Genomic DNA, 24496 nt, shown 5'->3' with positions numbered 1-24496 from the left:
CCCATTCTCTGTCATCGCGCACCCACAAGCGGCTCCGGCGGGGCCACGGCGAGCGTGAGCCTGCGCACGCCGGCCAGCTCCCAGCCCTTGAGCATCGGCGTCAGGTCGGTGCCGCGGCGGGCCAGCACGATGCCGCAGTCGCCGCCGCCGGCACCTGAGGACTTCGCCGCGGCTCCGATGGCCTCGGCCTCGTCGCAGAGCCGCGTCAGCGCCGGTGTCTCGATCTCGACGCCGAGGCCCGTGCCGAGCCCGACCAGCAGGCGCCGCGCCGCGCGCACGGCCGCCAGGACCCGCTCGGGGTCACCATCGGCAAGGCCTGCCGTCAGGTCCGCGACGCGGGCGCGGCTCGCGGTCAGGAAGTCCTCGTACGGCAGCGCCGTGCCCGCTGCCCGGCCCGCACCTGCGGCAGCGTGCACGTCATCGACGAGCCGCGCCGTCGACGCCGCGGCGCCGGTCCAGCCGACCACGAACTCGAGCGCGTCCGGGGACGGCAGCGGGGTGACCGACAGCGACGGCCAGGGCGCCCGGAACGCAGCGAGTACCCCGTCGCGGGCACGCAGCTCGGCCAGTGCGGCACGGTCGGGGGAGCGGTAGGAGATCCAGCCGCCGAAGCTGCTCGCCGCGACGTCGCCACCGGATGACGTCGGTGCCACCTCGATGATCGCGAGCAGGGCCAGCCGGAACTGCTCCAGGGGTGTCAGGTGCAGTCCGTAGAACTCGTCGAGTGCCCGGATCGTGGCGACCGTGACCGCCCCGCTGGAGCCGAGGCCGTACTTGCGGCCGTCGGCATCGTCGAGGTCGCTGGAGATCCGCAGGGCGTGGTTGCGGGGGTCGATACCGAGGCCGGCCACGAACTCCTCGACGGTCCGGATGGCCGAGAGCACGTGGTCGAGGCCCCGGCCGTCGTCGGCCACCACGCCGGTGGCGTCCCGCGACCAGGTCAGCGGCAACCAGCCGGGCTGGTCGGAGTCGACCGTGCCGCGGTCCCGCGCCGGACCCAGTTGCACGCGGACGTGCCGGTCGACGGCCACGACGACGGCGTCCCCGCCGGGTTCGACGACGGCGTACTCGCCGGCGACGAAGAGTTTTCCGGGTGCGCGGGCGGTGATCATGCGGCCGGTCCGACGATCCGCACGCCCGGGCCGGATCCCGAGACCAGCAGGTCCACGTCGGCGAACGCGGCCCGGAGCCGGTCGGCGACGGCGGTGGTCGCCTCCGGTCGGCAGAGCACCTTCACGTTCGGTCCGGCGTCGATGGTCGCGTACGCCTCGACGCCGTCGCGCCGGCACTGGGCCACGACGTCGAGGGCCGCGACCGTATCCGCATTCCAGTACCGCACCGGGGGGACGGCGCCGAGCATGGTCGCGTGCATCCGCATCGCGTTGGCTTCGGTCAGCTCGCCGACGGCGGTGAGATCGGCCCGGGCGATCGCGGCGCGCATCGCGTCCAGCTCGCCGGGCACACTCGCGACCCAGGCGCCGAAGAACGGGGAGGTCGCCACGGTGCGCCGCATCGCTTCGCGGCTACCGATCGCCTTGCGCCCGGGTGCCAGGACCGCCACCACGAGTGCGAGATCGAGCCCGGGAGCGTCGATCGGCTCCGCGAACGATCCCTCGTCGTCGCCGGCGTGCCACTGGACGAGCCCGCCGAAGACCGAGCGGGCCGCCGACCCGGATCCGCGTCGGGCGAGCCGGGACAGGTCGCGGGGGGAGAGGGCGAGGCCGTAGGCGGCGCTCGCGGCCGCCGCCAGTGCGGCGAAGCCTGCGGCAGATGAGGCCAGTCCCGCGCCGGTGGGGATCTCGTTGGCGGTCTCGACGACGGCTCGGGTCCGGCTGCCGGCCCGTTCGGCGACCAGGTCCAGGAACGCGCTCACCCGCTCCAGTTCGCTCCCGGTCATCGGCTCGCCGCTCCAGGACGCGACGTGCTGGTCCGCGCTGGGGTCCAGCGTCACGGTCGTGCGGGTCGGAGCGATGTCGAGGGTGAGCGAGAGGCTGCCGGTGGCCGGCAGCGAGAGCCGCTCGTCGGCCTTGCCCCAGTACTTGATCAGCGCGATGTTGGGGTGCGCGACGGCGGTGACGCTCACCGGCCACCCGCCGTGACGACCCAGCCACCGACCGCGCCGACATCGCGCATCGCCGTCACGATCTCGGCGGCACGCTCGGGGGAGTCCGCGACCGCGATCACGCAGCCGCCGCGCCCGGCGCCGGTGAGCTTGGCACCGGCCGCGCCGGCCGCCCGGGCCGCCGCGAGGAGTCGGTCGATGGCGGGGTGGCCGACGCCCAGGGCGTCGAGCGCCTCCTGGGCGGCGTCGAGGTGTGCGCCGAGGTCCTCGATGTGGCCCGCGCCCAGATCCCGACCCGCTGCCCGGGTCAGCGCGGCGAGCCGCTCGAGGAGCTCGCTGCCACGGTCGGGCTCGGCTTCGACGAACCTGCGGACCCCCGCCACGGCGTCCCGGGTCGGGGAGCGGACACCGGTGTCGGCGACCGCGAACGAGAACGAGCCGCCGAGGTCGACGTCGGAGGTGACACCGCCGGTGAACGCCACCGGTGTGCGAGCCCGGGTGGCCCGGGCGTCCAGTCCGCTGGGGTTGCCGTGGGCCACCCGCTCGGCGGTCTGCACGAGTTCGAACCGGGCCTCCTCGTCGAGGTCCTGACCGGCGTGCACCCGCACGGCCTCGACGATGGCGTGCGCGGACGCGGCGCTGGCGCCCAGGCCGGCACCCGGTGGGATGTCGCTGTCCAGTTCGATCTCGAGGTCGTCGCCGGGCAGTCCGAAGTGGGCCAGCGCGGCCGTGACGGCGACGCCGACCGGCGCGAACGCCTCGGGCAGGTCCTCCACGCGGACCCGCTGGTCCCCGTGCCGGGCGCTGAGCGGGCCGGGCACCGTGCGCAGCCTCGCTGTGGTGCGCAACGGGATGAGGGGCAGGGCGATGGCCGGGTGCCCGTAGACGACGGCGTGCTCCCCGATCAGGATCGCCTTGGCGTGGGCCGTGCCCGTCGCGACCGGCCCGACGCCGTCGACATCGCCGTCTCGGCCTGCGCCCACGAGCGGAGTCGACGCCACCATCACGAGGCCTCGACCCGGGGGCACCGGGCGGGACGGTTTCGTGGCATCGCGGGGCTTTCGTGAGTAGGTCGACATCTCGGGCTGGCCGCCCGCGGCACCGATCACCGCGGGGCGGAACGGGCTACATCCTAGTGACTCGGCCGGCCGCGGAATGCGCGTGCGGGCCGTGGCGCGGTAGGTGTGGCGGAGGTGTCGTGGGGGAGTCGTGGCGGTCTCGCGCAGGCCCGGCGGGCAGCGGCGGTGACCGGTGCAGGTTCAACCGGTTCGGAAGCCCCACTCGGTCAGGTGCGGCCGAGCCACGCCCCAGACGTCGTCGAACCAGGCCGTGAACGGCTCCGCCGCGCGCAGCGCGGCCAACTCCGGTCCGGTGACGTACACGACCTCGGCGATCTCCTCGGGATCCTGGGCCACGGCCCCCGCGTCCACCCGGCCCGCGAAGACGTGGTTGTACTCACGCTCGTACAGGCCGGTCGCGCCGTCATGCACGTGGTACTGCACGATGCCGAGCTCGGTCAGGCCGGTCACCGGCGTGCCCAGCTCCTCGGCGGCGCGGCGAGCGACCGCCGTGACCGGGGCCTCGCCCGGGAACGGGTGACCGCAGGCGCTGTTGGTGAGCATCAGCGGGGAGTGGTACTTGCCGGCGGCGCGACGCTGCAGCAGGAGTCGCCCCGCGCCGTCGAACGCGAACAGCGAGAACGCCCGGTGCAGGACGCCGGGTTCGCGGTGGGCCTCGAGCTTCTCGGCGACGCCGGTGGCCCGCCCGTGCTCGTCGACCGTCTCGACCAGGATCTCTTCGCCACCCGGCATCTGTGACCGCCTCTCCTCGGGTGCTGCTCCAACGGTCCAGCCTAAGCGGCGATCGGCACTACTCGGTCCCGAGGCCCGCGACCCACTCGGCCCACCGGTCCTTCCACCGCTCGGCCGCATCGGCGTCGGGCAGCTTCTCGTGCGTGAGGGTCAGCCGGACGCGCTCCGCGAGCGGGTCGAGCGCGACAGCGACGATTCCGAGCGGGTCAGTGCCGTCGGCCAGGTCGAAGCGCAGACTTCGCGCGTCCGGCTTCGAGCGCAGCGTCGTGGACAGCGGCGCGAAGAGCGCGGCTCGGGCGCCGTCGTCGAGCAGCCGGGCCCGCCAGCTGTCCGCGTCGGCATCGAGGATGCGCGACCGCGACACCGTGAAGCTGCCGTCCGCCCGCTGGCCGGGCAGCCGGATCCCGACGATCCGTTCGTAGCCGACGACGACGCTCTGTGCCCACCAGCCGTCGACGCCGTGCTCCTCGCGCACCCAGCGGGCCTGTTCGGTGTGGCCGGCATCGCGGCCGGGACCGGCATCGAGGAGGCGGACCCACTCCTGCCAGCCGCGTCCGGTGTTCGCGCGGACGAGATCGTCGTCGTGTACGGGCTGTGCTACCCAGTCCTCGCTCATGTCCATGGCTCCCAGGTCGGCTGTGATCGCTGGCTCCGACGGTACGGTGGCGAGGCCGGCCGGGCAATCGACGTGGGCCGGCGATCCGGTAGCGACGAAGGAGTGGACCGATGACCGCCGAGGCCGATGCCGACCGGACCAGGACGCTGCACTACCGGGACCCGCTGCCCCATGTGGCCGGCTCGTTCGAACGAACCGGGCTGGAGCAGTTGCAGGCGGTGATCGACGGCACCGTCCCGGCGCCCCCGATCGCCGCACACGTGGGCATGGACTTCGTCTCCGTGTCCGAGGGCGACGTGGTGCTCACCGGCATCCCGGACGACTCCCACTACAACCCGATCGGATCCGTCCACGCAGGGTTCGCCGCGACCCTGCTGGACTCGGCCTGTGGTTGCGCGGTCCACTCGACGCTGCCCGCCGGCGTCGGGTACACGACCCTGGAGATCAAGATCTCGCTGCTGCGTCCGATCTCGGCCGAGACCGGGCCGGTGACGGTGCATGGCTGGGTCACCAAGCCCGGTCGCCGGGCCGCCTTCGCGGAGGCGGATCTGCGCGACGCCCAGGGTCGGGTCCTCGCCACCGCCTCGAGCTCCTGCCTGATCATCGCGCCCTGATGGAGGGGGCGTGAGAGGCTCGGGCATGCCCACCGCAACGGCCCCGGACATCGTCCACGGAGTGCATTCGGAGGTCGGCCGGTTGCGGACCGTGCTGGTCTGCCGGCCCGGTCTCGCCCACCAGCGGCTCACGCCCAGCAACAGCGCCGCCCTGCTCTTCGACGATGTGATGTGGGTGGAGAACGCCCAGCGTGACCACGCCGACTTCGTCGCGCAGATGGTCGACCGGGGCGTGCATGTGCTGGAGCTCCATGACCTCCTGGCCGAGACCATGGCGATCCCGGCAGCGCGCGCCTGGCTCCTCGACCGCAAGATCGTGCCGAACGAGGTGGGCCTCGGGGTCATCGTCGACACCCGCGCCTACCTGGACACGCTCGACGCGGCCACGCTTGCGGAATACCTCATCGGCGGCCTCGCGACCGGGGATCTTCCGGCGCAGTTCCGGTCCGCGGCACTGACGATGGCCCGCGAGTCCCGAGGCGCGCAGGAGTTCCTGATGCCGCCGCTGCCGAACACCCTCTACACCCGTGACACCACGTGCTGGCTGTACGGCGGGCTCACCATGAACCCGTTGTTCTGGCCGGCCCGGCGCGGCGAGACGCTACTGATGAAGGCGATCTACGAGTTCCACCCCTCGTTCGCGGGCGCACAGGTGTGGTGGGGCGACCCGGAGGCGGACTGGGGTCAGGCCACGTTCGAGGGCGGTGACATCATGCCGGTCGGCAACGGGGTGGTGCTCATGGGGATGAGCGAGCGCACGTCCCGACAGGCCATCACCCAGGTCGCGGCGAACCTGTTCGCGCAGGGTGCCGCCGAGCGTGTGGTGGTGGCCGGCCTGCCGAAGCTGCGCGCGGCCATGCACCTGGACACCGTGTTCACGTTCGCCGACCGGGACGTGGTGACGCTCTACCCGCGGATCATGGACGGGGTGCACACGTTCACCCTGCTGCCGAGCGACGCGCCCGGGGGACTCGACGTCATCGACGAGGGGGAGGGCACGTTCGTCAAGGTGGTCACCGATGCCCTCGGGCTGTCCGGGATGCGGGTCATCGAGACCGGCGGGGACTCCTATGCCTCCGAGCGTCAGCAGTGGGACAGCGGCAACAACGCCGTCGCTCTCGAGCCCGGCGTGGTGATCACCTACGACCGGAACACGCTGACGAACGCGCTGCTGCGGGACGCAGGCATCGAGGTGGTCGAGATCGTCGGGGCCGAACTGGGCCGGGGCCGCGGCGGCGGGCATTGCATGACCTGCCCGATCGCCCGCGACCCCGTCGACTTCTAGGTACTCGAGCCGGTCGGGCCGCTCAGTAGCCCGGCTGGTACCCACCCGCGGGCGGCTGCTGGTAGCCACCGGCCGGCGGCGGGCCCTGCTGGCCGGGCTGCTGACCGTAACCGCCGGGCTGCTGACCGTAGCCACCGGGCTGCCCGGGCTGCTGACCGTAGCCACCCTGGGGCTGCCCGGACGCGCCGCCGTACCCGGCGGCCTGCGGCTGGCCGGGGTTCGGCGCCGGCGCCGGCGCCACGTTGGCCGGGTTCTTGGCCTGCTCGACCGACTGCTTGGTGTGCCCCGGCTCGTCCTCGCCGATCGGGGTGGCGTACACGGCGGTGCCGTAGGCGCAGACCTCGCTGAACGCCTGCGCGATGTCGCCGGTGTCGAACCGCATGCCGATCACGGCGTTCGCGCCGCGCCGCTGGGCCTCGACGGTCATCCGGTTCATGACCTCCTGGCGGCTCTCGTAGACGAGGCGGGTGTACTCGGTGACCTCCCCTCCGCCGATCGAGCGGAAGGATGCGACGAAGTTCTGCCCGATGTTCGCGGAGCGGACGGTCAGACCCATCACCTCCCCCATGACGGCGTCGATGCGGTAGCCGGGGATCTCATTCGTGGTCACAACGATCATGGGGCACATCTTGGCACCTATCCCCGGGATGCGGCACGGGCAGACCGTGCGCCGGGGCTGTCGGCCCACAGTGGCAACAGGCGGCAACAGGTAGGCGCCGGGGGTGGCCCCGCCTAGCCTCAAGGCAACGGCAGCGATGCACCCACTCGAACGACTTCAGGAGACTCCAACGTGGCAGACAAGGTCAGACTTGGCATCATCGGGCTCGGGACCCAGGGCGGCATGTACGCCAAGATGATCGACGAGGGCCTGGTGCCCAACATGGTGATCGGGGCGATCACCGACCGCGACCCGGCCAAGCGCGAGTTCGCCCAGAGCACCTACGCGGGTGTGCCGGTCTATGAGGACTACCTCGAGATGCTGGAGAGCGGCGACGTCGACGCCGTCGTCACCACCGTGCCGCACTTCCTGCACCCGGAGATGGGCATCGCCGCCCTGTCCCGTGGCATCCACGCGCTCGTGGAGAAGCCCGCTGGGGTCTACACCAAGCAGGTCAAGGAACTCAACGAGTTCGCCGCGACCAAGCCCGAGCTGACCTTCGGGATCATGTTCAACCAGCGCAACAACCCGCTCTACCAGCGCATCAAGGAGATCGTCGAGTCCGGCGAGATCGGCAAGATCCGCCGCACGAACTGGCTGATCACCACCTGGTGGCGTCCGCAGGGCTACTACGACCAGAGCGCCTGGCGCGCCACCTGGGGTGGCGAGGGCGGGGGCGTCCTGGTCAACCAGGTGCCCCACCAGCTCGACCTGTTGCAGTGGATCTGCGGTGTGCCCCAGTCGGTCTTCGCGAAGGTGGCGTACGGCTTCCGGCGCAACATCGCCGTCGAGGACGAGGTGACCGTGGTGCTCGACTACGGCGACGGCGCCACCGGCGTGCTCGTCACCGCCACCCACGACATCATCGGCACCGATCGGTTCGAGATCCTCGGCGACAAGGGCAAGATCATCGTCGACGACTCCAAGACCGCCACCGTGCACCGCCTGGTCCGGGACGAGCGCGAGATCAGCGACTCCATGTCGATGGAAGAGGTCAAGCAGCTGTTCATGGGCAAGCAGGACACGGCGGCGCTGTACACGACCGAGACGATCGAGTACACCCGCCCCTGGGGCGCCCAGCACTCCGGGGTCCTGGAGAACTTCGCCGCGAACATCCTCGACGGCACCCCGCTCCTCGCGCCGGGCTCCGACGGCATCAACGGGGTCCGCCTCGCGAACGCGATCCACCTGTCCAGCTGGATGGGGCAGGAGGTCCCCCTCGACCTCGACGAGGACCGCTACCTCGAGGAGCTGAACAAGCGGATCCGCGCCGAGGGCAAGTTCCCCGAGCGCGCCTGACCCTGAGCCACACCCTCGCCCCCGATCGGCACCGTGCCCGGTCGGGGGCGAGTGCTGTTTCCAACGCCGGTGACCGGGCGAGCGCCTACCGGATGAGCAGCTCGATCTCGGCGAGCACGCCTGCCTCGAGCAGGACGAGCCGGAGCGGCCCCACCGGGATCGGCTCGGCGAGGGCGAACGGGCGCAACTGGCCCGGCCAGGGAAACCGTTCGGACGACCGCTCGTCGACGACGGTCCACGCATCGCCGAGGAGGACCTCGACCCGCCACGCGGACGGGGCGTCGCGGCCGTCGAGGGCGCTCGTGAGCGTATAGGCGACCAGGTCGCCGGCGCTCGCGTGCTCACCGGGACGCCACTCCAGCGCGCCGGGCGGGAGGTCGACGGCGTCGGCGTGGTCGTCATCGGCCAGTGCGGTGAGGTCCGGGCCGGCCCGCCTGCCCGCGGCCTGCCAGCGACCGCCGCCACTCACGTCGCACCACGGGCGGGGCCGCTCGCCAGGGAAGGTCCGTGCCGCGTCGCGGCCCCACGCCCCGGGCTCGTCCGAGACCTCGAAGCGCAGCGTCGCCGTGCCCTCGAGGTCGGCGTGCTCGACCACCGGGGCGGCCAGTGCCCGCCCGCCGACCGTGACGCCGTGGACGTACGGGGTGGTGGCGGAGTTGCCGGGAGCCTCGACCACGAGGTCTCCGCCCGGGCGGTGAACCACCGCCCGTGGGAACAGGGGCGAGCCGACCGCCCAGCGTGAGGACCCGATCTCCAACGGATACAGGCCGAGCGCCGAGAGCAGCCACCAGGCGGACATCTCACCGTTGTCCTCGTCGCCGAGGTAGCCCTGACCGATCGTGTTGCCGGTCCACAGGCGCGCAAGGATCGTGCGCACCGTCTCCTGGGCGCGGTCCGGCCGGCCGGCCGCGAGCCAGGTGTAGGGGATGTGGTGCGAGACCTGGTTGGACATCCCGAGCTGTCCCATCCGGACGTCCCGGGCCTCGACCATCTCGTGGATGATCGAGGTGTAGGTCCCGGGCCGGTCGGCCCGTTCCGGCCGCGCGAAGAACCGTTCCAGGAGTTGCTCCAGGCCGTCGGGTCCGCCGTGCAGCCGGGCCAGCGCGGCGCCGTCGTGCGGCACGTGGAAGGCGAAGTTCCAGGCGTTGGACTCGGTGTAGTCACCGCCCCAGGAATCCGGGTCGAAGTCCGCGGCGAACGCACCACCGCGGCCGCGGCCGCGGAAGAAGCCGGTCTCCGCGTCGTACAGGTGCAGGTACCCGGACGCGCGCTGGTCGAGGTAGGCGGCCTCGTCGAGGAGCCGACGGCGTTCGGCGCCCTCGGCGTCCGCCGCGAGTCCGCGGGCCATGGCGGCGAGGGCCGCGTCGTTGATGTACCCCTCCAGGCTCCACGACACTGACTCGGCCACCTCGTCCGGCACCCAGCCCCGGTAGGTGGCGTGCGCGAGCGCCTTCCGGCCGGCCCCGTCCGGGCCCGGCGCCGCCGTCGCGTTCCGCAGGCCCGCGGCATACGTGCCGGCCGGGTCCGGGAGGGCCACGCCCCGCAGGAACAGGTCGGCGAACGCGACGTCGGAGGACGTGCCGGTCATGAGGTCGGCGTACCCGGGGGAGGACCAGCGGGCGATCCAGCCGCCCTCCCGGTACTGCTGCACGAACCCGTCGGCCAGCCGCCCGGCCAGGTGTGGGTAGAGCAGCGCGTACGCCGGCCAGCAGGTGCGGTAGGTGTCCCAGAAGCCGTGGTTGACGTAGATCTCACCGGGGCGGACCGGTGCGCCGGTGCGATCCGCGGTGGAGGGTCCGGCTTCGAGGACGGGCGAGGCGTGGATGGGTTCCGGTGCGTCGGCGGTGCCGGCGTTCTCCCATTGCGAGGACGGGTAGAGGTTGAGCCGGTAGAGGTTGCCGTACAGGGTGGCCGTCTCCTCCGCGCTGGCGTCGGCGACCTCCAGCACGCGAAGTCGCTCCTGCCACGCCTCGCGGGCCGCGTCCTCGACCTGCTCGAAGGTCCGGCCGGCCAGTTCGAGGTCGTAGGTGTGCCACGCCTGCGCGGTGCTGACGAACGACGTGGCCAACCGCACCTCAACGCTGGACCCGGTGCCGAGGTCCACGGTGGCGTAGCGGGCGTGCCGGCGGTCGCCGTCCGCAGCGCCGTGCCGCAGCACCGGGCGGTCGAGCCGGCCGACCACGAACATCCGGCTGCGCCCCACCGAGAGAGCGCTCCCGTGGTCCACCCAGCCGACCAGCCGGCCATCGCCGTCGATCCGGACGTCGCAGGGTCCGTCCGGGCCCGCGCCCTCGGTGCTGACGGCGTCGACGAGCACGTGCCCCGTGCTCGCACCCGGCGGGAAGGTCAGACGGATCACGCCGCCGTGGTCGGTCGGTGTCATGTCCACCCGGTGGCCACGCTCGAGCGCGACGCCGTACCGGTGCGGGTGCGCCTCCTCGGTGGCGTGGTCGAAGGCAAGGCCGCGCCCGGGCAGGGAGGCGTCCGGGGTGTCGCCGCCGTCGCCGGCCAGCTGGATCGCGAGCTGGTTGCGGTCGCCCATCCACGGGCTGGGGATGTGGGAGAGCCCGACGGCCTCCAGGCGTGGGAGGTTGTCCTCGCCGTTGTGTGCGGCCCACGAGTACATCCACCGGTGCGAGGTGGCGTCCGTGAGCGGCACCAGGAACCCGAAGCCGTTCGGCAGCGCCGCCGCGGGCACGGTGTTGCCGCGGGAGTAGGCACCGGACGAGTGAGTGCCACGGCGGGTATCGACCAGGTCGGCGAGCCCGGTCGGTGTGCTCGGGGCCGGGCGCGGGCCGACGGACACGTCGTCGAACCAGACCTCGGCCGGGCCGGGTCCGACGTCGGGCGGCCCGGCGACGACGACGGCGACGGCATCGATGCGCCGGCCGGCCGCGATGTCGAGTCCGATCCGGACCAGGTTCCAGTGATCCGGCACGAGGAACCTCGCGCCACCCTGCCCCGAAGCCGTGGCGGGTGCGCCGTACTGGTCGACCGCCTCGAGATCGGAGAGCCAGGTGCCGTCGTCGAAGCGGCAGTCCAGGGCCGTCCAGGTGGCCCGGTAGGTGTGCTCCGGGTCGAGCACTGGGACGACGGCGTAACTCAGGTCGGTGCCGGAGCTCACCGGCACGTCCAGCCCGTCCAGGAGCACGACGCGCCCGGGCGCGCCGGAACGGACCCGCAGCGAGCGCCGACCGGTCAGGCCTACGTTCGGCGGGCCCGCGGGCACGTGGGCGGGGCCACCCGCCACGTCGATGGACCAGCCGAGGGGCGCCGCAGCGGTCGGGAGCGGATCGCCGATCTCGAAGGACGTGCGGAAGGACGTGTCTGGCATGGGTGGCTCCTCGGATTCGGGGCAGCAGAGCGAGGCATCAACTATGTCAGCGCCGTCGCTGCCACGTCCGGGTGACCTCAGCGGCCGAACCGGACGAGTATGCCGCAGCGCCGCGCGCTCGCCACGTGCCCGGGTAGGTTTGCCCTCATGTGCCCGTGCCCCAGCCGCCGCCAGGTCCTGCTTGCCTCCGGGGGCGGGGTGACACTCGCGGGTCTTGCCGCGTGCAGTGCGCAGCCCGAGGTCGAGGAGCCGACGGCGGGGGAGACCCTGGTCGCGCTCGCGGACGTGCCGGTGGGTGGCTCGCTCGTCGTCACCACGGCCGACGGTGTGGAACTGGTCGTCGCGCAGCCGACCGAGGGTGAGGTGGTCGCGTTCAGCGCGATCTGCACCCACCAGGGCTGCAGCGTGCGGGTGCGTGAGGAGCTGCTGCACTGCCCGTGCCACGGGTCGGAGTTCGAGCAGTTCACCGGAGAGGTCGTGTCCGGGCCGGCCGACGAGCCGCTGCCCGAGGTCGCGGTGCAGGTCCAGGAGGGCAACGTCGTCACCGCCTAGGTGTACCCGGCCGGTACCGACGCGCCCGCTCGGTCAGGCCCCGCTCAGTCCTGGAACGCCGACCTCGGCACCAACAGCAGGCACACGGCGGCCACGAGTGCGGTGACAGCGCACACCGCCCACACGGTGAGGTAGCCGGACAGCGGCGCGTGCCCGGCCGCCGGCCCCGCCAGGGAACCGGTGGAGGCCAGCGCGATGGCGAACACCGAGGATGCGATCGCTCCGCCCAACGTCTTCGTCGCGTTCGTCATCCCGGTCGCGAACCCGGTGCGCTCGGGCGGTGCTGCGGCGGCCGCCGCAGCCGGGAGGGAGGCGACCAGGGCGCCGGAGCCGAGGCCGGCCACCATCATGTTCGCCATCGTCTGCCAGGTGGTGTCGTGGAACGGCAGGAACAACGCGTAGCCTCCTGCGACCAACAGGGCCGCGACCACGAGGCTGAGGCGCGGCCCGACCAGCCTCGCCAGCACCGGCACGAGCAGGGCACCGCCCGCCATGGAGATCACGTACAGCCCCACCAGCGTGGAGACGAACCCGGCGCTCGCACCCAGGCCGAACCCCGCCGTCGCCGGGTCCGTTCGGGCGAACGTGGACAGCGGGATCTGCGCCCCGAGCACGGACATCCCGAACAGGAACGCCGTCAGCTGGACCGGCCACTGCGCCGGCTGCATCAGTACCCGGACGTCGATGAGCGGCTCGGCCCGGGCACGTTCGATCCGCACGAACGGGAGTACCAGGACCAGCCCGGCGAGGATCAGCGCCCACGCCAGGGGGCTCGCAGGTCCCTGCAGCCGGATCGTGATCAGCCCGGCCATGATGAGTCCGATGACGGCGGTGATCATGCCCAGCCCGGGCCAGTCGATGCCGCCGGCGGAGGTCCCCGGGACGTTCTCGACGCCGAACCAGATCACGGCGAAGCAGACGGTGACGGCAATGGCCGGCAGCATCAGCAGGACCGTCATCGAGGTCGCCTCGACCAGCGCCCCGGAGGTCAGCGCGCCGATGATCACCCCGATCTCCAGCCCGGCCACCAGGAACCCGGAGGCCCGCCGGGTGAGCCGGGCCTGCTGTCCGCTCGCGGCCGTGCGCCGATGGATGATCGCGACCTCCAGCGGCAGCCAGACCACGTAGGCGCCCTGCAGGGCCCAGCCGATCAGGAACGTGGAGAACGTGGGGGAGAACGCCAGCATCCAGGAGCCGAGCGCCGTGATGGCCGTCGCGAGCAGCAACACCTTGCGGTGCCCGATCACGTCCCCGAGCCGGGCCAGCAGCGGCACGCAGAGCGCGGACACGATCAACTGCGCGGCCTCGAACCAGTTCACGTCGGCGTCCTGGATACCCAGGTGCACCGCGATGTCGGAGAAGATCGGGGTGTAGAAGCCCTGGAGGATCCCGGAGGCGATCTCCACGCAGATGAGGAAGCCGACGACGGCCCACAGACCCTGCTTCAGGCTGATGGTGGCGGCCGGCGTGGTGGTCACCGGGTCGGTGGCGGTGCCCGTCGACGGCGGGGTCGACGGCGTCCGGTCGTCCATCAGGCGACCCGTTCGATCAGGTGGGCGTAGAAGCCGATGCCGTCGAGGAAGTCGCGCACACCGATCCGCTCGTCATAGGCGTGCACCGAGGCCCGCTGCTCCTTGCTCATCCGGAACGGGGCGAAGCGGTACACCCGCGGGCAGATGGTCGTGAAGAACCGGGCGTCGGTGCCGCCCATCATCACGTACGGCGTGGGGATGGCGTCCGGGTGGGAGTCGGTGATCGCCGCCTCGATCAGCCGGAACGCGTCGTCGTCCCACGGTGACACCGGGGATGGCTCGTTCGCGTCGCCGACGGTGATCTGCACGCGGTCGTCCCCGATCACCCTGCGGATCCGCTCGACCGTGCCGGCAACCGTGTCACCGACCATGATCCGCAGGTTGACGCCGGCGCGAGCCACCGACGCGAGCACGTTGTGCCCGGGTGAGCCGGACAGGGTGGTGACCACCGCCGTCGTCCGGGTCATGGCAGCCGACTCGGGCCCGGCGACCTGCAGCGCCTTGGTGATCGCCGCGCCGAACCGCCCGGTGCGGGAGAGCACCGGGCGCATCGCAGGCGCCGCGTGCGGGGCCAGGCGGGTGAGCATCTCGATCGTGGGGGCCGGCAGCGAACCGGGGAAGGTGTGGTTGTCCAGTCGCACGATGGCCCGGGCCAGCCGGGCGACGGCGTCCCCGCGGGCCGGCGTGGACGAGTGGCCCCCGCGACCGGCCACGGTGAGCTCGATCGTGGTGGTGCCCTTCTCGGCGACCCCGATGACGGCGAGCGGCTTCGCGACGCCCGGGAACGCCCGGGCCGCGACGGCGCCACCCTCGTCGAGCACGAACCAGGGCCGCACGCCGGCGGTGCGCAGGTGCTCGACGGCGGCCGACGCAGCGGCGCCGGACACCTCCTCGCTGTTGCCGAAGCTGAGCCAGATGTCCTGGGCCGGCGTGATGCCGCGCGCGAGCAGCCGCTCCACGGCGATGCACAGCGCGGTCAGGGAGCCCTTGTCGTCGAGCGTGCCGCGACCCCAGATCTCACCGTTGGTGATCTCTGCGGAGAATGCCGGGTGCCGCCACGGGTCGGCGCTCTCGACGCCGACGACGTCCAGGTGTGCCATCAGCACGACGGGTCGCTCGCTCGACGCGCCGCGCCAGTGGAACAGCATCGCCGTGCCCTCGAGCAGGGTCAGTGCCAGCCGCGCGTGCATCAGCGGGAAGCGGCGGGCGTGCTCGATGAGGAACTCCGTGAAGGGCGCTCCGGTGGAGGGTTCGCCGGCGACCGAGACGGTCGGGATCCGGACCAGGGCCACCAGGGCGGCCACGGCGTCGTCGTCGGTGGGGGAGTCCGGGGTGACGTCGTTGCTCACCCGCAGAGGGTACGCCGGTCAGGGCCCTTCCGATGGCGCGTTCGCCTCGAGGAACGCGTACACCTCGGCGTCGTCCACGCCCGGGAACGTGCCCGATGGCAGCGGCGCGAGGATCTGCGTGTGGAGTGCCGCGCTCGGCCAGGAGTGCTCCTGCCACCGCTGGCTCAGGTCGGTGGCCGGACGCCGGCAGCAGGACTCGTCGGGGCAGCCGGAGGCCGCCCGGCGGGCGGTCTCGCGGCCGCGGAACCACTTCGCGTGATTGAACGGCACGCCGACCGTGATCGAGAACTCCCCGGCGTCGGAACGTCCGGTCTGCGTCGAGCACCAGAATGTGCCGGCCGGGGTGTCGGTGTACTGGTGGAACTCGGTGGTGCGGGTGCGTCGTTCGAACGCAGCCCGAGCGGCCCAGTGCCGGCACACGTACTGGCCCTCGATGGCTCCGTGCACGTCCGCGGGCAGGCCGACCCCGTCGTTCTCGTAGCCCTTGTACAGCGCGCCGTCGTCGGACACCCGCAGGAAGTGCAGGGGCAGGTCCAGATGTGAGGTGGCCAGGTTCGTGAATCGGAGTGCGGCCGCCTCGTGGGTCACCCCGAACGCGTCCCGGAAGTCCTCGATCGCCAGGTCCCGGCTCCGCTTGCGTTCGGAGAGGTAGTCGACGGCGGCGCTGCGGGGGATCAGGCAGGTGGCGGCGAAGTAGGTGATCTCCAGGCGCTGGCGCAGGAAGTCCGCGTAACTCACCGGCCGGGTGTGCCCGAGCACCCGGTGGGCGATCGCCTGCAGGGCCAGGGAGCGCAGCCCGTGCCCGCCGGGGATGGACGCCGGCGGCAGGTAGATCCGCCCGTTCGCGAGGTCCGTCACGGTGCGGGTCGAGTGGGGCAGGTCCGGCACATGGATGATCTCGAAGCCGAGCGTCCGGGCCATCTCCGAGACGGTGCTGTGGGTCAGGGCGCCGGAGGTGTACCCGGCCCGGCGGATCAGGTCCTCGCCGAGTTCCTCGATCTCGGGCAGGTAGTTGTCCCGGGTCCGCATGATCATCCGGATCTCGGTGTTCGCCCGGCGAGCCTCCTCGGGGGTGGCGATCGCCTCGGCCGCCCGCCGGGCCAGCTCGGTGTGCAGCGCGACCAGGGACTCGAGCACGTTCAGCGGCATGGTGCGCCCCGGCCGGACCGGGGCGACGCCCAGCCCCGCGTACAGGGAGCTTCGTTGCGCCCGATCGAGCGCGATCTCGAGCTCGGCCCGACGGTCCGGTGGCGGCCCCGGTTCCAGGAGCTCCGCCACGCTGACCCCGAGCTCGGCCGCGATGGCGGTGATCAGGGACAGCCGCGGCTCCCGGTTGCCGTTCTCGACGTGGGAGAGCTGGCTCGTGGTCGAGTCCACCCGGCCGGCGAGTTCGGAGAGAGTGAGGCCCTGCCGGTTGCGGAAGTGCCGGATCCGGCGGCCGAGGGTGAGGCCGTCCGGGGCGGTCGAGGCGGCGTCGGCCACCGGCTCTCCCGGGAGCGGGATCACCGGCACGGTGAGGACCGGCCGGGGTGGCTGCTCGCTCGTGTGGCGCATGAGTTGACCATAAGGCAACTTCAGCGAAAGTTGCATGGAATTGCTTCCGAGAATCGCATGCGAGTCGCGTCAGTGTGGAGTCACACCCCTCCCGGCAGCGACGAAAGGTCACCCCGATGTTCCTCTCCGCCATCGACGAACCCGAGGGAGACGTCCTCGACGTCCCGGTCCTGTTCGGCGCCGAACGGCCGACCCGCCGACTCTCGGCCGACAACGCCGGGCCCGCGAGCACCGTGCCCGCGACGCGACCCGGACCGCTCGCCGAGGTGACCGCCTGGGTCGACCGGATCGCCGCCCTGACCCAGCCGGACGACGTGCAGTGGTGTGACGGGTCCGACGCGGAGAACGACCGGATCATCGAGACCCTGGTGCGCGCCGGCACGCTGATCCGGCTCAACCCGGAGCTACGCCCGAACTCCTACCTGGCTCGGTCCGCCCCCTCCGACGTGGCGCGCGTCGAATCCGCCACCTACATCTGTTCCGAGCAGGAGGTCGACGCCGGTCCCACGAACAACTGGATGGCCCCCGCGCAGATGCGTGAGGTCCTCGACGGTGTGTTCGCCGGCAGTATGCGCGGGCGCACGATGTATGTGGTGCCGTTCTCCATGGGTCCGGTCGGCGGTCCGATCTCCCAGGTCGGTATCGAGATCACGGACTCGCCCTATGTCGTCGCCAGCATGCGGATCATGACGCGGGTGGGCACGGCGGCCCTGAACGAGATCGCGGGCGGGGCGTCCTGGGTGCCGGCGGTGCACTCGGTCGGCATGCCCCTCACCGGCGACGCGGGCGAGACGATCCCCGACGTGCCGTGGCCGTGCAGCGACACGAAGTACATCACCCACTTCCCCGAGACCCGCGAGATCTGGTCGTTCGGCTCCGGGTACGGCGGGAACGCCCTGCTCGGGAAGAAGTGCTTCGCGCTGCGGGTCGCGTCGGCCATCGCCCGCGACGAGGGCTGGCTCGCCGAGCACATGCTGTTGATCCGCCTCACCGACGACTCGGGCCGTGCCTTCCACGTCGCCGCCGCATTCCCGAGCGCCTGCGGCAAGACGAACCTGGCCATGCTGCGGCCCTCCATCCCCGGCTGGAAGGTGACGACGCTCGGCGACGACATCGTCTGGATGCGGCCCGGGCCGGACGGTCGCCTGCGGGCGATCAACCCGGAGGCGGGCTTCTTCGGCGTCGCCCCCGGCACCGGGATCACCACGAACCCGACGGCGATCGAGACCCTCAGCCACGACGTCATCTTCACGAACGTCGCGCTGACGGACGACGGGGACGTCTGGTGGGAGGGTCTCACGCCGGACGCGCCGGAGCACCTGATCGACTGGCAGGGCCGGGACTGGACCCCCGACCTCGGCGCGGCGCACGGCCGGCCCGCCGCGCACCCCAACTCACGGTTCACGGTGGCCGCGGACCAGTGCCCGGTGATCGACGAGCGCTGGGACGATCCGGACGGCGTCCCGGTCGACGCGATCCTGTTCGGCGGGCGCCGCGCCACCAACGTGCCGCTGGTGATGCAGTCGCAGGACTGGGAGCACGGGGTGTTCTACGGCGCCACGGTGTCCTCCGAGCAGACCGCGGCGGCCGAGGGCACCGTCGGGCAGTTGCGCCGGGACCCGTTCGCGATGCTCCCGTTCTGCGGCTACAACATGGCCGACTACTGGGGCCACTGGCTGCGGATGGGGGAGGTCCTCGGTGCTGACGCGCCGAAGATCTTCGCCGTGAACTGGTTCCGCAAGGGCGCCGACGGGGGGTTCCTGTGGCCCGGGTTCTCGGAGAACTCCCGCGTCCTGGACTGGGTCCTGCGCCGCATCGCCGGCGAGGTCTCCGGCCGGCCGAGCCCGTTGGGGACGCTCCCGGCCGAGGGCGAACTGAACCTGGCCGGGCTCGAACTGCCCGACGGCGCACTGGCGGCACTGTTCGACGTCGACGCTCGGGCGTGGCTCGCCGAGGCGGACCTCACCGAGGACTACTTCGAGCAGTTCGGTGACCGGCTACCGCCGGCCATGCCGGCTCAGCTCGCCGCGTTGCGGGAGCGGCTCACCCGCTCGGCCGCGGGCTCCGCCCCCGCGCGGGCGGCCGCAACGTCCTGAGGAACGTGACACACGCCGTCGGGCCCGCACCAGCCGACCGCCTCGAGATCCGGCAGCCCGGGGATCGCGGCGAGGCCGAGCGGGCCCGCCGGTGCCGTCAGGCCGGGTGCCGCAGTCGACCGTGCCACGGCCAACGGGGTCTCAGGCAGCGATGCGTCACTCAACGCGGGCTCCCTCGCGAGCCTCGTCGGCGGCCACGTGCTCGAGCACCTGGGTGAACGTCTCCGGGCTCTGCGCCCCGGACACGCCGTACTTGCCGTCGATGACGAAGAAGGGCACCCCGGAGATCCCGAGCGCGAGGGCTCGGTCGAGGTCGGCCTGGACGTCGTCGGCGTACGTCTGTGACTCGAGGGCGGCGAGCAATTCGGCCCGGTCCAGCCCGACGTCGGCACCGAGGTCGGCGAGTTCCTCGGCGCGGCCCAGGTGGCGACCCTGCTCGAAGTACGCGGCGAACAGCCGCTCCAGGAGCTCGTGCTGCTTGCCGTTGGCCTTCGCGAAATGGAGGGCCTGGTGGGCGAGCAGGGTGTTCGTGTGGCGGAGCGTGTCGAAGTCGTAGTCCAGACCGACCTCGGCGGCGATCGACGTCACCCGGTCGAGCATCTGCTGGACCTGACCGGCCGGCATGCCCTTGTGGGTGGCGAGGAAGTCCACTTCGCTGCCCTCGAAGTCGACCGGCGTGTCCGGCGCGAGCTCGAACGAGTGGTAGCGCACCTCGACCTCACCGTCGTAGGCGCGGCGGCCCTCCTCGAACTTCCGCTTGCCGATGTAGCACCACGGGCACGCGATGTCGGACCAGATGTCTACGGTCAGGGTCGGCTTCGTCATATGGGTGGCAACAGGCCCGCGCCGCGGTGCATTCCCACCAGCGGTGCGCCTGGGCTCACTGGCCGATGCCCCAGTCCCGACCGCCCAACGGGGTCGAGGTGACGGCGGTCAGCACGAACGCGGAATCCTCCACCGCACGGACGCCGTGACGTGCCTGCGGGATCGAGATCACGCCGCCGGCGGCCACCTCGTCCTCGGCGTCGGTGCTCCAGAGCACGATCCGTCCGGTGAGTACCTGCAGGCTCGCGGCCGGTGGCGCATTGTGCTCGGGCAGTTCGGAGCCGGCGACGATCGCGACCATCGTCTGGCGCAGCGGCCCGTCGTGGACGAACAGGTGCGCGCTGCGTCCGTGCGGGGACTCGGCAGCAAGGGCAAGGTGTTCGCGGGCCAGGCCTTCCAGGTCCGTGACCCCTGCGCGGACCTCATGGCTGGTCATGATCGCTCCTTCGCGTGCCGGCGGTGTGTTGCTGTCCGACCCATCCTGCCTGACTGCGCCGCCCCGCGACAGTCGATCAGCCGAGTCCCGCGTAGTGCTCGCTCAAGGCAGGGAAGTACGCGGACCAGACGGGCATCGGCGCGCCGGTCCGGGAGGCGACCAAGCGGTCCAGATAGAAGTCCCAGCCAGGGCCGATACTCGTGATGTCCTGGCCCTGGTCCAGCAGCTGCGAGAACTCGAGCGTCGTGACGCCGTCGACCTCGCGCAGGTCGGCCTCCAGGTGCCAGACGCCGGCCTCGCTGGCGAACTCCACCTGGAGCCGGCTCGGTGCCTGGCATTCCAGGATCGCGACGTCCTCCGGCTCGGCGCTCTCCTCGGCGGTCATCGTGAACGAGACGGCGCCACCTTCTCGGGCGTCCCCGGTCCAGGTGCCGATCCACGCGGCGGTGCCCTCGGAGGTGGTCAGCGCGGACCAGATCTCGGCGATGGGTGCCTCGAAGGTTCGTTCGAAGACGAGTTCGAGGCCGCTGTTGTCCTCCCGCAGGAAGCCGGTGGCGGTGACGTCGCGCACGGGGTTCTCCTCTTCGATCGTGCCGGGGTGCTCGGGCGCACCCGACGGCGGGCGATCCGTCCCCGACCGTACTGAGCGGCGGTTGCCGGGCACAAGGCCGAGCCGGCGAAGACCCTCCCGGCGACGCAGGGCCGGGTCGGGGGTCCGACGGGTAGGACTGCCCACCCGCCTCCCGGGGGCCGGTCGCGTTTGGGCCTAAGGTGACTGATCGTGGGCGACGGATGCCCGCGACCGACCACGCACTCCCGAGGGGTTACAGACACATGAGCCAGTACCAGCCACCGCAGTCGCCGCAGGGTGTCCCCGGCCAGTACGGCACACAGCAGAACCCGTCGGGCGAATACGGACAGGCGAGTCAGGCGCCGGGCTCCTACGGTCAGGCCAGCCAGGCGGCCTACGGCCAGGCGAGCCAGGCACCGGCCCAGGCGGATCAGTACGCCCAGGCCGGCGGCTACGGCCAGCCGCAGCCGGGTCAGGCCCAGCAGCCCGGCCAGTTCGGCCAGCCTGGCTTCGGCGGCCAGTACGGCGGCGCCCCCTACCCGACGGCGCCCGGTGGCCCGGGTCTCTTCGACACCGAGTTCGCCACGCCCTCGACGCTGAAGACCGCGAAGCTCGCCTACATCGCGATCATCATCCTCGCGATCGTGCTCGCCGTGGGTGGCGTGTTCACCGCGATCGGACAGTTCTCGTTCATCGGCGCCTACGGCAGCTTGGGGAGCCTGTTCGGCGGGCTCGTCGCGCTGATCAGCGGCGCGGCCATCGGGTTCGTGGTGCTGACCGTGGGGCGCCTTTTCGTCGACTACTTCGTGCAGCAGGCCAAGGCGCTCGAGTCCAAGGACTGAGTCCTCGATCGACCGGCCCGGGCGCGACGCGCCCGGGCCGTCGTGCGTCCGGGGGCGCCCGCGAACGGTCGGCGGGCGGCGATGGCGTCGGCCCTGATCGGTCCGGCCCGCCACGCACGCCTCAGCGGCGGGCGGGCGCCAGCGGATCGGCGCCGCTGCTCAGGATCGCGGCCGTCAATGCGGCGACCGGTGCGACTGGCGCTTGTGGGTTCGCGACCAGCGTCAGGTCGACGTCGCCCAGCGCCGGAAGGCCCGAGGCCGCCGGCGGGATCGAGAGGTCCTGGGGGATCAGGCTCTGCGCCAGCGGGGTCACGCCGAGGCCGGCCCGCACCGCGGCGAGCACGCCGTTGATCTCCCGCGTGGTGCAGGTCACCCGCCAGGTGCGCCCCGCGTCCTCGAGTGCGCGGACCGCGGTCAGCCGGCTCAGGCTGGGGTTCGGATACGTGATCAGCGGCACCACGTCGCCGGGGTCGATCCGGGTGCTCGGCAGACCGGCCCAGACCAACCTGTCCCGACGGACCAGCTGGCCCTCCGTCTCGCCCGGGTTCTCCTTGATGAACACCAGGTCCAGGTGCCCGGCGAGCAGCCGGCGGTGGAGCAGGCCGGACTGGGCCACCGTCAGCTCGAGGCTGATCTGCGGGTGGAGCTGACGGAAATCGCGCAGGATTCGGGGCAGCTGGGTCAGCGCAAGATCGTCCGCCGCGCCGAACCGGAGCCGCCCGCTCATCGCCGACCCTGTGAAGTACGCCACGGCCTGGTCGTGGGCCGCAAGAATGGTGCGGGCAAAGCCGGCCATCGCCTCGCCGTTGTCCGTCAGCGTGACCGCTCGGGTGTCCCGCAGCACGAGGGAACGGCCCGCGGCCCGCTCCAGTCTGCCGACGTGCTGGCTCACCGTCGGCTGGGAGATGCCCAGCCGCTCGGCCGTCCGGGTGAAGCTCAACGTGTCGCTCAGTACCAGGAAGGTACGCAGCAGGGTGGGATCGAACAAAGGCCGCACCTCGTCGTCGTAACGATTCGATCATGTCATTGACAGTCATTGCGATAGGCAATGGCACTTATAGGATGTATGGCTTCGACTTATGGGTCAAGCCTGCCTAGGCTTGGTGCTACCGCCTCACTTCCGAGGTATCGACCCGATGCTCGCGGCACCGCCTCGATGCCCCCGGTGCCGCCTCGATACCCGTCGTTCGGTCCGACTCCGACTCACTTATTCGCGCACTTCTCTAAGGACCTCTGTGCCTTCGGCCCGCCTCACCAGGCTCCCGTCCCCGCTCGCCCTCCGACCACTCCGCTCGCCGGCCGCCGGCTCTGGCATCCTCGACGCCCTGCGCGTGCGGAACTACCGGTTCTACGTCTCCTCGCAGGTGCTCACCAGCACATGCGGCTGGGCCGCCCGGGTCGCCCAGGACTGGCTGGTGCTGGAACTCAGCGGCTCCGCCGCCCTGGTTGGCCTGACCGTCGCGCTGCAGTTCGCGCCGATGCTGCTGTTCGGCCTGTTCGGAGGCGTCATCGCCGACCGGTACAACCGCCAGCGGATCCTCACCGTCACCCAGACGCTGTTCGGCACGTTCACGCTCGTGGTCGGCATCCTGACGCTGCTCGGCGTGGTCGAGGTGTGGCACGTGCTCGCCTCGGCTCTGCTCGGCGGCATGGCGATCGTGGTGGACAACCCGGCCCGGCAGGCGTTCATCCACGAGATCGCGGGCCCGAAGCTGCTCCGCCGCGCGATCAGCCTGAACACCTCCGTGTTCCAGCTCGGCGCGCTGATCGGCCCCGCCTTCGCCGCCGCTCTGATCGCCCTGGTCGGCAACGGGTGGGCATTCGTCGCGAACGCGATCGCCTGCTGGGTCGCCGCGCTCCTGATCTTCCGGATGCGACGATCGGAGATGCACCTCGCACCGGTCGTGGCCCGCGCCAAGGGACAGCTCCGCGAGGGCCTGGCCCACGTGCGGAGCAAGCCCGAGATCCTCTGGGCTTGCGTGCTGGTCGGGTTCGTCGCGATCACCGGGGTGAACATGGCCACGGTGCTCGCGCAGTACGCCAACGAGGTGGTCGGGGCCGGCGCCAGCGGATACGGCCTGCTCACCTCGACGCTCGCGGCCGGTGCCTGCACCGGCGCGATCTTCGCCGGCCGCGCCCGCACGCTGCGACTGCGGACCCTCGTCGGTGGTGCCGCCGCCCTCGGGGTCCTGCTCCTGGTGGCCTCCGTGCTGTCCGTGTTCTGGCTGTTCCTGGTGGCGCTCTTCGGCGTCGGGCTGAGCTGCCTGCTCTACCTGACCCGCAGCAACACCCTGGTGCAGACGAGCGCCGACCCGGCGATGCGCGGCCGGGTGCTGTCCCTGTACGTGCTCATCAACATGGGCGCGCAGGCCTTCTCCGGCCTGCTGATCGGCTGGGTGGCCGAGCACTACGGCGCCCACGCCGGCCTCGCTGCCTGCGCCGTCGGCCCGCTGCTCGGCGTGGCCGTGGTCGGCACCATCCTCGCCCGCCGCGGCGACCTCAAGCCGGTGCTCCGCCTGCGCGACCGGCCGGGCCGCGGCTTCGTCTACGTGGTGCCGCGCACCCACGGCGCCGCGATGCCGGTCGTGCCGGTTGCGACGCCGGAGGTCGCGCTCGAGGTCGTCCCGACCCGCACGGACGAGTCCGTCGAGGCGATGCCCGCTCCGCGCCCGACGGCGGAAGAGCAGTCGGTCGTCCTCGTCGCCGAACGTGGGGCGCACGTCGAGACGAAGCCGGGGCCGGACCCGTCGGCTCCGGCCCCGGCGGAGGACCCGGTAGAGCGGGCATCGGTCACCGATCCCGTGCCGATGCTCGAGTCCGAGGTGAAGTCGCTCGCGGACCGCTCGGTGCGTGCGGACGTCGCGGAGGTCGACCCTGCGCCGCAGTCCGACCCTGCGCCGCAGCCAGACTCCGAGCACGTCACCGACCCAGAGCCGTATCCCGACCTGGTGCTGCTGGACGAGCCCGCGCACGTCCGCGGCTCTCGACGCAAGCGGGTCCCGGCGACTCTCTGAGTCGGTCAAACCCAGCGCGGGGCGCGGACAGTTGTCGCCATGAAGG

Annotated in this window: 21 protein-coding genes; 7 read left to right on the top strand and 14 right to left on the bottom strand. The window is 72.0% G+C overall.

What is annotated here, in order from left to right; all coding sequences use genetic code 11:
* Window positions 1-11: 11 nt before the first annotated feature.
* The 5 genes from KCQ71_RS20280 to KCQ71_RS20260 form a co-directional block, all read right to left on the bottom strand.
* Entirely contained in the window at window positions 12-1112 is a 1101-nt protein-coding gene (locus KCQ71_RS20280; protein WP_223409366.1) for a phosphomevalonate kinase, read from the bottom strand.
* Window positions 1109-2083, bottom strand: coding sequence for a diphosphomevalonate decarboxylase (gene mvaD / locus KCQ71_RS20275; RefSeq protein WP_223409363.1), 975 nt, complete (start codon window positions 2081-2083; stop codon window positions 1109-1111). The genes KCQ71_RS20280 and mvaD overlap by 4 nt, the downstream gene beginning before the upstream one ends.
* Complete coding sequence (gene mvk / locus KCQ71_RS20270; protein ID WP_223409360.1) at window positions 2080-3045, bottom strand: mevalonate kinase; 966 nt, start codon at window positions 3043-3045, stop codon at window positions 2080-2082. The genes mvaD and mvk overlap by 4 nt, the downstream gene beginning before the upstream one ends.
* Before the next feature lie 276 nt (window positions 3046-3321).
* The gene (gene idi / locus KCQ71_RS20265; protein WP_223409357.1) at window positions 3322-3873 is read right to left on the bottom strand and encodes an isopentenyl-diphosphate Delta-isomerase; all 552 of its coding nucleotides are present in this window, start codon (window positions 3871-3873) and stop codon (window positions 3322-3324) included.
* A 58-nt stretch (window positions 3874-3931) separates the two neighbouring features.
* On the bottom strand, window positions 3932-4489 hold the full coding sequence (locus KCQ71_RS20260; protein WP_223409353.1) for a DUF4287 domain-containing protein: 558 nt from the start codon (window positions 4487-4489) through the stop codon (window positions 3932-3934).
* 110 nt (window positions 4490-4599) lie between these two features.
* Here KCQ71_RS20260 and KCQ71_RS20255 point away from each other — a divergent pair, with 110 nt between their 5' ends.
* Together KCQ71_RS20255 and KCQ71_RS20250 are read left to right on the top strand one after the other, a co-directional pair.
* On the top strand, window positions 4600-5103 hold the full coding sequence (locus KCQ71_RS20255) for a PaaI family thioesterase (RefSeq protein WP_223409351.1): 504 nt from the start codon (window positions 4600-4602) through the stop codon (window positions 5101-5103).
* Window positions 5104-5128: 25 nt separating this feature from the next.
* Window positions 5129-6388, top strand: coding sequence for an arginine deiminase (locus tag KCQ71_RS20250; protein ID WP_223409349.1), 1260 nt, complete (start codon window positions 5129-5131; stop codon window positions 6386-6388).
* Between the two features lie 22 nt (window positions 6389-6410).
* On the opposite strand, the gene KCQ71_RS20245 is transcribed toward KCQ71_RS20250, so the two are convergent.
* Window positions 6411-7007, bottom strand: coding sequence for a YbjQ family protein (locus KCQ71_RS20245; RefSeq protein WP_223409348.1), 597 nt, complete (start codon window positions 7005-7007; stop codon window positions 6411-6413).
* A gap of 171 nt (window positions 7008-7178) precedes the next feature.
* Between KCQ71_RS20245 and KCQ71_RS20240 the strand changes: the two genes are divergently transcribed.
* Window positions 7179-8345 (top strand): Gfo/Idh/MocA family protein, encoded by a 1167-nt coding sequence (locus KCQ71_RS20240; RefSeq protein ID WP_223409346.1) that lies wholly within the window; start codon window positions 7179-7181, stop codon window positions 8343-8345.
* Window positions 8346-8430: 85 nt separating this feature from the next.
* Here the strand turns inward: KCQ71_RS20240 and KCQ71_RS20235 are convergent, their stop codons facing one another.
* Entirely contained in the window at window positions 8431-11679 is a 3249-nt protein-coding gene (locus KCQ71_RS20235) for a GH92 family glycosyl hydrolase (RefSeq protein WP_223409344.1), read from the bottom strand.
* A gap of 147 nt (window positions 11680-11826) precedes the next feature.
* On the opposite strand from KCQ71_RS20235, the gene KCQ71_RS20230 reads away from it, so the two are divergent.
* The gene (locus KCQ71_RS20230) at window positions 11827-12231 is read left to right on the top strand and encodes a QcrA and Rieske domain-containing protein (protein WP_223409342.1); all 405 of its coding nucleotides are present in this window, start codon (window positions 11827-11829) and stop codon (window positions 12229-12231) included.
* Between the two features lie 44 nt (window positions 12232-12275).
* On the opposite strand, the gene KCQ71_RS20225 is transcribed toward KCQ71_RS20230, so the two are convergent.
* The 3 genes from KCQ71_RS20225 to KCQ71_RS20215 are packed head-to-tail and all read right to left on the bottom strand — an operon-like array spanning window position 12276 to window position 16666.
* The gene (locus KCQ71_RS20225; protein WP_223409340.1) at window positions 12276-13763 is read right to left on the bottom strand and encodes an MFS transporter; all 1488 of its coding nucleotides are present in this window, start codon (window positions 13761-13763) and stop codon (window positions 12276-12278) included.
* Window positions 13763-15112 (bottom strand): M20/M25/M40 family metallo-hydrolase, encoded by a 1350-nt coding sequence (locus KCQ71_RS20220; RefSeq protein WP_223409338.1) that lies wholly within the window; start codon window positions 15110-15112, stop codon window positions 13763-13765. The genes KCQ71_RS20225 and KCQ71_RS20220 overlap by 1 nt, the downstream gene beginning before the upstream one ends.
* 18 nt (window positions 15113-15130) lie before the next feature.
* Window positions 15131-16666: a helix-turn-helix domain-containing protein gene (locus tag KCQ71_RS20215; RefSeq protein ID WP_223409336.1), complete on the bottom strand. Its 1536-nt coding sequence runs from the start codon at window positions 16664-16666 to the stop codon at window positions 15131-15133.
* Between the two features lie 116 nt (window positions 16667-16782).
* On the opposite strand from KCQ71_RS20215, the gene KCQ71_RS20210 reads away from it, so the two are divergent.
* Complete coding sequence (locus tag KCQ71_RS20210) at window positions 16783-18762, top strand: phosphoenolpyruvate carboxykinase (GTP) (protein WP_223409334.1); 1980 nt, start codon at window positions 16783-16785, stop codon at window positions 18760-18762.
* 156 nt (window positions 18763-18918) lie between these two features.
* On the opposite strand, the gene KCQ71_RS20205 is transcribed toward KCQ71_RS20210, so the two are convergent.
* The 3 genes from KCQ71_RS20205 to KCQ71_RS20195 form a co-directional block, all read right to left on the bottom strand.
* Window positions 18919-19587: a DsbA family oxidoreductase gene (locus KCQ71_RS20205; RefSeq protein WP_223409332.1), complete on the bottom strand. Its 669-nt coding sequence runs from the start codon at window positions 19585-19587 to the stop codon at window positions 18919-18921.
* A gap of 55 nt (window positions 19588-19642) precedes the next feature.
* On the bottom strand, window positions 19643-20023 hold the full coding sequence (locus tag KCQ71_RS20200; protein WP_223409330.1) for a cupin domain-containing protein: 381 nt from the start codon (window positions 20021-20023) through the stop codon (window positions 19643-19645).
* 76 nt (window positions 20024-20099) lie between these two features.
* Window positions 20100-20594 (bottom strand): SRPBCC family protein, encoded by a 495-nt coding sequence (locus KCQ71_RS20195; protein WP_223409328.1) that lies wholly within the window; start codon window positions 20592-20594, stop codon window positions 20100-20102.
* A 263-nt stretch (window positions 20595-20857) separates the two neighbouring features.
* Between KCQ71_RS20195 and KCQ71_RS20190 the strand changes: the two genes are divergently transcribed.
* The gene (locus KCQ71_RS20190) at window positions 20858-21436 is read left to right on the top strand and encodes a hypothetical protein (protein WP_223409326.1); all 579 of its coding nucleotides are present in this window, start codon (window positions 20858-20860) and stop codon (window positions 21434-21436) included.
* Between the two features lie 121 nt (window positions 21437-21557).
* Here KCQ71_RS20190 and KCQ71_RS20185 read toward each other — a convergent pair whose 3' ends face one another.
* A complete protein-coding gene (locus KCQ71_RS20185) occupies window positions 21558-22424 on the bottom strand; it encodes a LysR substrate-binding domain-containing protein (protein WP_156742964.1) in 867 nt (288 codons plus the stop codon).
* A 247-nt stretch (window positions 22425-22671) separates the two neighbouring features.
* Here KCQ71_RS20185 and KCQ71_RS20180 point away from each other — a divergent pair, with 247 nt between their 5' ends.
* Window positions 22672-24450 (top strand): MFS transporter, encoded by a 1779-nt coding sequence (locus tag KCQ71_RS20180; RefSeq protein WP_223409324.1) that lies wholly within the window; start codon window positions 22672-22674, stop codon window positions 24448-24450.
* Window positions 24451-24496: the final 46 nt, after the last annotated feature.

Source organism: Occultella gossypii (genome assembly GCF_019947135.1).
In the GTDB taxonomy this organism is placed as follows: Bacteria; Actinomycetota; Actinomycetes; order Actinomycetales; family Beutenbergiaceae; genus Occultella; species Occultella gossypii.
The sequence above is the reverse complement of the archived record's forward strand: the minus strand, read 5'-3'. Positions and strand labels throughout refer to the sequence as shown.